This is a genomic window from Carboxylicivirga marina (assembly GCF_016612505.1).
In the GTDB taxonomy this organism is placed as follows: Bacteria; Bacteroidota; Bacteroidia; order Bacteroidales; family Marinilabiliaceae; genus Carboxylicivirga; species Carboxylicivirga marina.
This window is the reverse complement of sequence record NZ_JAENRR010000011.1, coordinates 110,907-122,571: the sequence shown is the minus strand read 5'-3', so window position 1 is coordinate 122,571 and position 11,665 is coordinate 110,907. Positions and strand designations below refer to the sequence as shown.

The 11,665-nt window shown below is 37.3% G+C and carries 7 protein-coding genes and 1 pseudogene; 6 read left to right on the top strand and 2 right to left on the bottom strand.

The genetic code is table 11. The features are described 5' to 3' along the window. Nucleotides 1-76 precede the first annotated feature (76 nt). The 4 genes and pseudogenes from JIV24_RS22865 to pgl form a co-directional block, all read left to right on the top strand. Nucleotides 77-265 (top strand): annotated as a pseudogene (locus JIV24_RS22865) (carboxypeptidase-like regulatory domain-containing protein); the annotation flags it as partial. A gap of 6 nt (nt 266-271) precedes the next feature. Next, nucleotides 272-2,569: a DUF5686 family protein gene (locus JIV24_RS06940; RefSeq protein WP_289048125.1), complete on the top strand. Its 2,298-nt coding sequence runs from the start codon at nt 272-274 to the stop codon at nt 2,567-2,569. Nucleotides 2,570-2,769: 200 nt separating this feature from the next. Further along, nucleotides 2,770-4,299: a glucose-6-phosphate dehydrogenase gene (gene zwf, locus JIV24_RS06935; protein WP_200464300.1), complete on the top strand. Its 1,530-nt coding sequence runs from the start codon at nt 2,770-2,772 to the stop codon at nt 4,297-4,299. A gap of 82 nt (nt 4,300-4,381) precedes the next feature. Next, complete coding sequence (gene pgl / locus JIV24_RS06930; protein WP_234445733.1) at nt 4,382-5,083, top strand: 6-phosphogluconolactonase; 702 nt, start codon at nt 4,382-4,384, stop codon at nt 5,081-5,083. A gap of 576 nt (nt 5,084-5,659) precedes the next feature. Here the strand turns inward: pgl and JIV24_RS06925 are convergent. Together JIV24_RS06925 and JIV24_RS06920 are read right to left on the bottom strand one after the other, a co-directional pair. Continuing rightward, nucleotides 5,660-6,595: a ketopantoate reductase family protein gene (locus JIV24_RS06925; protein ID WP_200464299.1), complete on the bottom strand. Its 936-nt coding sequence runs from the start codon at nt 6,593-6,595 to the stop codon at nt 5,660-5,662. 71 nt (nt 6,596-6,666) lie between these two features. Then, a complete protein-coding gene (locus JIV24_RS06920) occupies nt 6,667-7,875 on the bottom strand; it encodes a DcaP family trimeric outer membrane transporter (RefSeq protein WP_200464298.1) in 1,209 nt (402 codons plus the stop codon). A gap of 211 nt (nt 7,876-8,086) precedes the next feature. On the opposite strand from JIV24_RS06920, the gene JIV24_RS06915 reads away from it, so the two are divergent. Further along, complete coding sequence (locus JIV24_RS06915) at nt 8,087-9,481, top strand: PQQ-dependent sugar dehydrogenase (RefSeq protein WP_200464297.1); 1,395 nt, start codon at nt 8,087-8,089, stop codon at nt 9,479-9,481. Then, on the top strand, nt 9,482-11,530 hold the full coding sequence (locus JIV24_RS06910) for a TonB-dependent receptor (protein WP_200464296.1): 2,049 nt from the start codon (nt 9,482-9,484) through the stop codon (nt 11,528-11,530). Nucleotides 11,531-11,665 lie beyond the last annotated feature (135 nt).

The window sequence follows — 11,665 nt, the reverse complement described above, 5'->3', positions numbered from 1 at the left end:
AGAATGCTTAAAAGCCATTAGTTATTCACATTTATTGTTGATAACTAATGACTTATGATGTTGTTAAGGATTAACTATTTATATAAAAGAAACAAAAACAGGCACTATTACAAATGAGTTAGGAGAATACAAACTACGATTAGAAAAAGGTAATTACACAATTGAATTTCAAGCATTAGGATTTCAAAAGAATGAAGTGATAGTATCAATAGAGAATAACATAGTCATAAATAATATAACTTTAAAAACACAACATTTCCAAATTCAGGAAGTGAAAATTCTCCCGGGGGAAGAAGATCCTGCTTACCCTATTATGCGAAAAGCAATAAGCTTAGCACCTTATTACTTGGAATTAACAAAGCATTACGAGGCAGATCTTTACCTTAAAATGACGTTATATTTAAAGAAAATTGCTGATTTCTTTAAGAATGAGAATGATTCTACGATTGTAATCAAGGAAGGATCAACTATTACGGAAGAATCAATAAATAAGATCATATTTAATAAACCAGATCAGATTCAGCACAAAGTAATTTCAACCATAAGTAGTAACCCTAGATACAATGAAGATAATTTTGACGCATTAAGGCACATGCAATGGAATTTCTATATGACAAATAATAAATCGATAGTTTCTCCATTATCTCCAAGAGCATTTTCACACTATACATTTACATATGAAGGTTATTACAAGGACAACAATCATATAATTAATAAAATAAAAGTTACTCCAAAGAGAAATAACAAAACATGTTATAGCGGACATATTTACATTGTTGATCAAAGCTGGAGCATTCATTCTGTAAATCTCAATTTTGATACAGGGATTGGAAAAATAAATATATACCAGAATTATAACTCGACAAATGGAATAACATCTTTACCTTTCAATTATGGGTTAAAATGGAACATCGCCTTTTTAGGAAATAAGATTGACATCCATTACACTGGCAATCTATCGTATACAAACATACTGGTTAACGAGAACATAGAAACCCCATTACTCCTTAAAAAACAACTCCCTATAGATTATTCAGATAATGAAACTAATACTAAGAATGTGAATCAAACATTAAACAGAAACCAACGAAAAATTGAAAAAATTGTAGCCAAGGAGAAACTATCAAAAATGGACATGTTACGCTTAACACGTATACATAAGAAGGAAATATCTAAAAAATCAAACAAACACGAATCACTTGAAATTAAGGATAATTATCTTGTCGAATATTCAAAAGATACTTTAAACAAAAATTCAATCTATTTCGAAGAACTTCGCCCAATTCCTTTAACGAGTGAAGAATTGTATAGTTATGAAATACGTGATTCACTTAAATCGATTGTTCAGAAAGCCGATTCTGCAAGAACTTCGTCTGAATCCATTTTGCTTAAATTGTTATTATCTGAACACAAGTATTACTCAACAGACTCATCGAGTTATTTCAAGTATCATGGCATTTATGTAAAGAGTCACTTTAATGCAGTAGATGGATTTAGCTACCAGCAGAAGGTAAGCTTCCACCATGAACTTGATTCAAATAGAAATATAGATATATTTGGAATGCTTGACTATAAATTTAGTAGAAACAAAATAATGTGGAGTACATGTTCTAATTTTAAATTCGCTCCTCTCAGGAGAGGCATATTAAGTATATCTACAGGCCAAAACTCCTTCGATTTCAATAATAAATATGGCATCGATCCTACCCTTAACTCCTATTCAGCATTGTATTTTAAAGAGCATTATATGAAGCTCTATCAGAGGGATTTTTTAAGTTTCAAAGGAGCTATTGACCCTATTAATGGGTTGCAAATAATTCTTGAAAGTTCTTATAATGAATTTCAAGAATTATTTAACACCACAGATTATTCTTTCTTTAAGAAAAAGAAGACATACGAAGAAAACATTCCCCAAAATGAACAATTACGTGAAAGTCACCTCAATGACCAAACTGATGCGAGTTTGTTATTGAAAATTAGCTATACTCCGCGTCAAAGGTACAGAATAAAAGATGGAAGAAAGGAATTAGTAGATTCAAAGTACCCAACCTTCAATATAAATTACATGAGAGGTTTCCCAGATATTTTCAATAGTGATTCTGACTATGAATTAATTTATGGAGACATCTCACAGAAAAAGGAGTGGGGAATTTCCAATGCTTTTAACTGGCAAGTTGGCGCAGGCTATTTTTCACGCAATGATCAAATGCATTTTTCGCGTTTCCAGCATTTCAACACATCTGAGATACCTGTTAATTTCAAATCGTGGGAAAATGCCTTTTTAGTATTGGATGATTACCGCTACAGCACCAATGAATGGTATGCCAAAGCACATGTATCTTATACGACTCCATACTTGTTCTTGAAGTTTCTGCCATGGATGAGTAATCGCCTGTGGACTGAGAACCTCTACACAAGCTACCTCACCCAGCCCAATTATAAGAACTACATTGAAGTTGGTTACAGCATGAATAAAATCTTGTCGATTGGCAGCGCAGGAGTTTTTGCTGGTTTTGAAGATGGCAGTTATGCTCGATGGGGATTCAGAGTTGGGATAAATATTGACTAAAAGATAATCAAGAAAAAGCGAAAGGTGCTTCGTAAAAAACAGCACCTTTCGCTTTTTCAAATATTTACTCTCCCATATTAATCCCATCATTAGTGCAATCCTTTTTATTTAATAGCAAACAATACCTTCACAGCGCTTGTTAAGTTCTATGCAGCTTCATTATCTTGCAGCTTGTTATTTTGAAATAAACTAAGCAAAATATGAATCAACCTAAAAATCATATACTTGTCATCTTTGGTGCCTCAGGCGATTTAACGTATCGCAAATTGGTACCTGCCGTTTTTGATTTATTCGATCAGGGTTTATTACCTGAAAAGTTTGCCATACTCGGACTTGGACGAACCGATTTGGGGGATACAGCTTTTCGTGATAAGATGAAAGAAGGCATTAAACAATTTGCCTTAAATAAACCCGACAGCGAAGAGAAACTCAACAGTTATCTGGAAAAATTACATTACTTCTCGTTCGACACCAAAGACCCTGATGAATATTGCCTGCTAAAAGGAAAACTGAGGGAGCTTGATGAAGCATACGAGACAGAAGGAAACTTCATATATTACCTTGCCACTCCTCCAAGCATGTATGAAATCATACCTGCTCAGCTAGATGAGCAAGGCTTAAGTGATGAGTCAACAGGTTTTAAGCGATTGATAGTTGAAAAACCATTTGGCTATGATTTAAAAACGGCACAAAAGCTTAATAAGTCGCTCCTTACTAATTTCAAAGAAGAACAGATTTATCGTATCGACCATTACCTGGGAAAAGAAACTGTTCAAAATCTACTGGTCACACGATTCTCAAATGGTATTTTCGAACCTTTATGGAACAGAAATTACATTCACCATGTAGAAATTACAGGAGCTGAAAACATTGGTGTCGGAAATCGTGGTGGATATTATGAAGGTTCTGGCGCCATGCGTGATATGATTCAAAATCACCTTCTTCTTTTGGTTGGATTGGTAGCTATGGAGCCTCCTGCACTGATTGATTCCACCAATATTCGTAACGAAATCGCCAAGGTCTTTCACTCTCTTCGGCCAATACAGGAAAAAGAGGTGGCACAATACGCCATACGAGGACAATACATTGCTTCTAACATAAAGGGCAAGCAAGTAAAGGGATACCGTGAGGAAGAAGGTGTAGCTACTGACTCTCGCACCGAAACATTTGCTGCCATTAAACTTTTTATTGACAACTGGCGCTGGGCCGATGTACCTTTCTACATTCGGAGTGGTAAAATGTTACCAACCCGGGTTACCGAAATTGTCATTCACTTTAAAGCCACACCGCATCATTTATTTGCCGATGATGAGTCTATTTGCAAGAATTACAATCAGCTGGTTATACGCATTCAGCCCGATGAAGGTGTTTTAATGAAATTTGGCATGAAAGTACCAGGTGCAGGCTTCAAAGTACAGAATGTAAACATGGATTTTCATTATAGTGATTTATCTGAAACTTATTTACCAAGTGCCTACGAGCGCCTTCTGCTGGATTGCATGCTGGGCGACAGTACACTATATCATCGTGGCGATGCGGTAGAGGCTGCCTGGAAATTTGTTGACCCAATACTTAATGCCTGGAAAAATGACAATAGCATCCCGGTGCACGGATATCCGGCGGGCACATGGGGGCCAGATGTATCAGATGATTTAATTGAACAGGATGACATTACCTGGCGTTACCCATGTAAAAACCTGGCGAACGATGGTAATTATTGTGAACTATAAATTACAGGTTGTTTGATTTATACAGAAGATAGTTTGGAAAACACCTTCTACCTAATTACCTGTTTACTAACCTTTAATAATTATGCAAAAGATATTTAACAACAAACAAGAACTTGCGCGTTATTTTGGCGAGTATTTATTGAAAGCAACGCAAGAGAAACCTGAATTATACATTGCTCTTTCGGGCGGCAGCACACCTAAAGTTATTTTTGAATTACTCTCAAAAGAATACGACAAAACCATTGATTGGACTAAAATTCGTTTCTTCTGGGGTGATGAACGCATGGTAGCACCTACCAATCCCGAGAGCAACTTTGGTATGACGCGTGAGTATCTATTTGACCATGTTAAAACACGAGCTGTCAACATTTTTAGAGTTAAAGGTGAGCTGGAACCACAAGAAGCATTGAATGCATATACTCATTCTGTTAATGATAATGTTCCTCTGCATAATGGCATCCCACAGTTTGATATTATGCTTTTGGGCCTGGGCGATGATGGCCACACAGCGTCCATCTTTCCACACCAGATTGACTTATGGCACAGTCGTAATATCTGCGAACTGGCTCAACATCCCGATTCAGGACAAGTACGCGTGAGCATGACGGGAGATATTATTAACAACAGCAAGCAAATTTTCTTTTTGGTAACTGGTGAAAATAAAGCCGAAAAAGTAGATGAAATTATCAATCAAAAAGGCAGTTACAAACAATATCCGGCTGCATTAGTAAATAAGAATAAAACCGAGTGGCTATTGGATAAAGAGGCTGCTCATCTTCTTTAGTTTTAAAAACAATATTGTCCTAATTATTTTTACCAATTGGGCTTTCAGCCCAAACCCGACTTAAAACTGAAACGATTAAGAATATTCAATTCTTTATCGTTACGATGTTCTTGATGACAAAAACTAAGGAAAAAGCATCAAGGCTGCACCTGCTTCACTCATAAAACTACAGTTCTTTGACTGAAACCGTTTAAACTCGCTTCGCTCACACAGAAAACGATTTTTAAGTGTCAAACAACCTTGTTTTATAGCTCACCAGCTAAGGCCCTTTCGTAACAATTCGTTTCGAGGAATAGGATAAAACGTTTAGGACGCTATTATTTTAAAAACTATTATTTGCCAACTTATTATGGCATGCATCCGTCACAGGGCTGGTAGCATCAGGTATGTATCCAACAGCCTAATGTAAGCTTCTGTAAATACCCTTTGCCATTCTTATTATACCTTTTACGTCTCTGATTGTATCGGGTAAGATGTTGGCGATATCAGGCGCCATGTTATCTGTATCAGGTATCGTTTTGTCTGACTCCCGATCGTCTCTGTCTCAATCTTAAAGTGTGAGGATTGAATTCTAAATTAAGCATTTCCTTTCAGGCTTCTGGTCTTTAATTCCATAGGAAGTATGACATGATAAACAAAGCGATTCACCGGTACTTCAACACCATATTCTTCAGCCAACTTCACAACTGTCCCATTTTGATATTCTATTTCAGAAGGTTTACCTTCCCACACATCGCGCGTTAAAGAAGATGTCGAATCATATGCCACAGAATCAATTACCGCAATGGTTTTATCAATAAACTCAGCTTTAATGTTCACCCCTGCCTTTTGCGAAACGGCATAAATCTCGTTCAACAAGCCAATCATCATCGAACGGGTTTCTTTCAACTCGCGAAGCTCGCCATAAGTTGTTTTCGTTACTGCCAGCAAAGCACTGGTACAGATAAATATGAACTTCTTCCAAACATCTGCTTCGATATCATTAGACGACTTATATGAAATATTTGCCTGCTCAAAAAGCCGACTTAATTTTTGCGTGCGCACTGATGAGCTTCCTGCTGGTTCTCCAAAAACAATTTCTGGCTTATAGCCCACGTGATTAATGACTCCGGGAGCTTCAATCATACTGAAGATGCGGCATAAACCACCCATTACGTTTTTTGCAGGAATGACTTCTGCCAATTCCTTAGCTGCCAACACGCCATTCTGTAATGGCAATACTATACTTTCGTCATGAATTACTTGCGCAATCTCTTCTCTAATCTCTTTTATTTGCCAGGCTTTAACAGCAGTTAAAACTAAATCGGGGTGTTTAATATCACTGATAGCATCAACAGCATGAGCATTTTTAATGCATACATCGCCATTAATACTTTTGACCAGAAGACCATTTTCACGAATTGCTTCCAGGTGATTACCTCTCGCAATAAATGTGACATCATTACCTGCTTGTGCGAGTCTTGCACCAAAATAACCACCCACGCCTCCGGTTCCGACTACTAGTATCTTCATTTGATTTTATTAAAGTAATTTTTCAATTGTTGTAAAATTAGACTTTAATAAATAATGTCCAACCAGCTTGACTAAATAAAGCGATGACCAAATCGGTATTTAACTGAAAACTGTACCCTCAATGCACCGGCACTTTCAATTAAGTTATCATCGAGTATTGCGCCATCCTGGTAATTTTTTCGACGTATCCATTGCAATTCAACTCCCCCGGAAATATTTGATGTGGGATGATACAGTAGGTTCGTACTGGCATATTCTCCTTTCTTAAAAGCATCAGCCTTCTGTCCACTTGTATTATCGGTAAAAACTGCTGAATAGCCAATGGCACTGGTAAATTCCTTATTCCATTTATGATTTAAATACAATGAAAAAGAAGTAATTGGCAGAGCAACACCTTTTAAAGGAGCCTCAATATTATTGGTTCTTTGTAAGGCAATATCGGTAGGACCATCGTTCATCAGACTCTGAATGGCTTCACCAACTACGACATTACTTATTAGCATGTTGTTTTTGTTAATATTTATGTTCGAACTAAAGTGTAGTCCCCAACCGATGGCTGTGCCACTAATCTCAAACGCATCTTCACCCTTATCGACCCATTCTATTTTTCGAATAATACCGGCAAGCTCGGCATATCCCCATTTACGGGTCATCCGAAATTCAGCAGACAAATCAGGCAAATTAAATTTCGGTTCAACATCATCCATTTCAAAATATCGAACATATTTCCCTTCATCGGCTGTAGCTCCGGGGTTTTCAAGTGCTATCGCCAGTCGATTCCGTCCTTGTATAGGAATATAGCGAAACTGAACGGCCTTACATAATGATAGCCCTACAGGCCCCCAATACTCAATAATATTAGGATAACAACCAATATCACAAAACAAACTCCAATTATGACCGACTCCTACTTTACCTATTTCTGCATAAGCTACTAACATATGAAAAGCTGTTTGACCTGTATTAGACCCAACTCCGAACAAATCAAACAGAAAGTCAATTTTCAAATCGCCTTTTTTTGTGGGCTGAACCACTTCTATACCTAACATGGTTTGACGCACGCTGTAGAATAAATTGCCATCGACTCCATATTGATTTTCATAAGTAGGTAATTGCGAAGGACGCATCACATCAAAAAAGTCTGGATTCGCCTGATGAAAGTTATATCCGGCATCGGTCATTACATGACCATAAATATTAAATGAGCCTTTACTTTCTTCTTGGGCGAATGATGGCATCAACATAGAAAGCAACAGGGCTATTGATACTAATTCTCTCATAGTTAAATCAATTAAGGGTTATAGTGAATGTAAATATTTAGCATTACATAGTGAGAATAACCAATTTAGGGATTTTATTAGTACAAATCCACCCCGAATATTCACGACTACTTCCTAGGAAATCTATTTCTTAGAATCTTAATTATTCAATCCATTAACAATATCAATTCTACATTGTTACTAGCTATGAGAAACCCAAATTCCAACCAGTATGAAAAACAAGGGTATAATAGCACTAATGATGATTGGCTTGGCATTAATAAGCTGCCATGACAAAAAAGCAAATGGGCATAGTACGCTAAAAGGGAATGAGCTATACGACAGTTATTGCATAGGCTGCCACAATGAACATAAATCGCCTTTCACCGAACGTCAATGGCTGTTTGGAGGCAGTAAAGACGAGATAATAAACAGTATAAAATTAGGTCGGGTTTCGTTTGGAATGCCTTCTTTTAAAGAAGGACTTAACGATGACCAAATCGAAGAATTGGCTGACTATATTCTTCTGTTGGCCAAACAAAAAACGCTCACTACAGATAAAACAGCTTCTTCTGCTATTCACCAAAGCGAAGTGCAAACATTCAAAGTTGACACTGTAGTCAGGGGCCTGGATGTACCCTGGGGATTAGAATTCCTACCTGATGGCTCACTGCTTATTTCCGAAAGAAATGGTGATCTTCTTCGTTATTCTTCAGACAAGCAACTCATTAAAATACTACAATCACCAGAAGTGATGGCAAAAGGTCAGGGTGGATTGCTCGATTTAGAATTACACCCAAACTATCAACAAAACGGTTGGATTTACCTGGCTTACTCCTCTCCTAATGAAAATAACAAAAACATTGCCAATACAGCCATCATGCGCGCTCGCTTACACAATGATCAATTAATTGATAAAGAAGTCATATTTAAAGCTTCGCCTGAAACAAACAAACGTCATCATTACGGCTGTAAACTGGAATTTGATACAGAAGGCTACTTATACTTCTCAGTTGGAGATAGAGGTAACAGAGACAAAAATCCCCAATCTCTTGATAATGATTGCGGAAAAATCCACCGTATTTACGACGATGGTAGCATTCCTGAAGATAATCCATTTATTAACGTTAAAGGTGCTAAACCATCCATATATTCCTATGGTCATCGCAATCCACAAGGAGTTTGCATGCACCCTGTTACAGGTCATATCTGGACCGATGAACATGGACCAAAAGGAGGTGATGAAATTAATATTGTAGAGCCTGGTAAAAACTACGGATGGCCAATTATATCATTTGGTATTAATTACAATGGTACCACCTTTACCAATGACACCGCCAAAGTGGGTATGGAACAGCCATTGCATTACTGGGTACCAAGTATAGCACCTTGCGGAATGACCTTTGTAAAAGGTGAGCGTTATCCACAATGGAAAAATGATATTCTCACTGGTTCACTTCGTTTTGAATACCTTCATCGTGTTGTACTTGAGGGTGAAAAAGTCATTCATGAGGAAAAATTACTGGAAGGTATTGGTCGCGTTAGAAACGTTGAAGTAAGTCCTGATGGATATATTTATGTGGCCATTGAGAAACCCGGTAAAATCCTAAGATTAATGCCCCTGTAAATGCGACCTAACTTGCGCCATTTAGTTATTGCCATAAGTTTATTAATTGGTTTAACTACATATTCACAAATTAATCGAGGCGAAATATCGGATACCATTCAGCCAAAGCACTTGTTACTGAATGAAGTTTCGGTGAATGCCCCCTTTAGCATTTGGGCTTTAAAACAGTGGAGCGGAAGCATATCAATAATCGACTCATTGTCTTTGGAAAACGGCAACTCATATCAAATTGCCAATCAGCTTAATGCCATACCTGGTGTATTTATGCAAGAAGGTACATTGAGCACAAGCCGAATCACCATACGGGGCATTGGCTCGCGTACTCCATACAATAGCAATCGCATCAAAGTCTATTGGGGCGATATTCCTATGACCGATGGTGATGGCGTGAGTTCCATTGAAGACATAGGTTTTAATGACATCAATAACATAGTGGTATTAAAAGGCCCGGCATCTGCCCTTTATGGAGCCGGATTAGGAGGAGTTATTGTTATAAACCCATGGGAATTAAATAATAATTCGTATCACCTGAATCTTAAAAGTGAAGTAGCAGCTTATGGTACTTTTTCCAACCAAATATCAATACTACTGTCAGCTAAACGAGGCAAAACCTGGCTCACTGCCGGGCAACTTAAAACGGACGGTTATAGAGATAACAGTGCTTATAAAAGATACAACATCACGCTCAAAGGAAAATATCGATTAGGCAAGCATCATATGCATTATCTATATAATTTTCGCCATTTTAATGGTCAAATCCCCAGCTCATTAGACAGTACTGACTTTCATAATGAGCCAAGCAAAGCGGCTGATTCATGGGCTGCCATTTGCGGCTACGAAAATTCGAATCGACACATTTTTAATATAGCACTGAGCTCAGCATTGAATCAAAACTTAACGCATTCGATCAATCTTTTCAGCATCATCACCAATCTGGATGAGCTTCGCCCTTTTAATCAGCTTGACGAAACAAAACTTGCCATTGGCATACGCGATAAGTTGAGCTACCAATTCGAGAAAATAAAAATGGAAGGTGGTATTGAAGTTATGTTTGAAAAAAACAAGCTCACGCTCCTTGGAGTTAAAGAACACAACAAGGGCACACCATTGAGTAAAAACACTATTGAACGGACATACATCAACACCTTTGGTTTAGCTCATTACTTCTTAACTCCTGAATTAAGTATCCAGGGAGGTTTCAATGTAAATCTCACACAATATAATAACACAGATGAGTTCAACGATTTAAAAACAAGCCATCAATATCCTATTGTTTTTTCACCCAGAATAGGAGCTAACTACCAACTTTACAAGCATTCTAACATTTATATGGCAGCTGGGCATGGTTTTTCCCCACCATCGGTTGAAGAAGCTCAGTTACCTTCTGGAGGGTTTAATGACGAAATTAAACCAGAAGAAGGGTATCACGTCGATTTCGGATACCGTTTTTCATCATCGAGTGGAAACACCAATGCCGAACTAACTGCTTATTGGATGCAGATGAAAAACCTCCTGGTCACAAAACGTGAAAGTGAAGCAGTGTTCTATGGTGTGAATGCTGGTAAGACCGATCATAAAGGAATTGAAACCAGTATCAATCATCGTCTTTTATGGCATGCAAATTCATTGACTCTATCCGGTACGTTTGCCTACTCAATAAACAAGTTTAATGAATTCATCGATGATGGTATTGATTTTAGTGGCAATCATTTGCCAGGTATCCCTCAGTATTCTCTTTTCACACAAGCCACTTACCAAGCAGCAGGTAATACTTTAATATTAAACTACCGCCAGTATGGTGAACAATTTCTAAACGATAGTAATAACAAATCATATACTCCTTTTGGTGTATTAAATGCAAAAGTAAGTCGAAAACTTAAATGGAAATCCTTGGCAGCGAACATCTATTTAGGTGCTAACAACCTTCTGAATACACATTATGCTTCAATGCTACTCATAAATGCACCATCTTTTGGAAACAATCAGCCCAGATATTATTACCCTGCATTGCCGTTTAATCTATACGGAGGTTTTAGCATTACCTTATAAGAACCCCCTATTATTCAAGAGAATTTTCTTTAATCAATTACTGATTTTTTTCTTTATAAATCTTTTAACACCAATAAATTAGCCGCACTCAGCTTCAATATTGCTTAATAATAGCTAATTAACTGTAAGTACTCC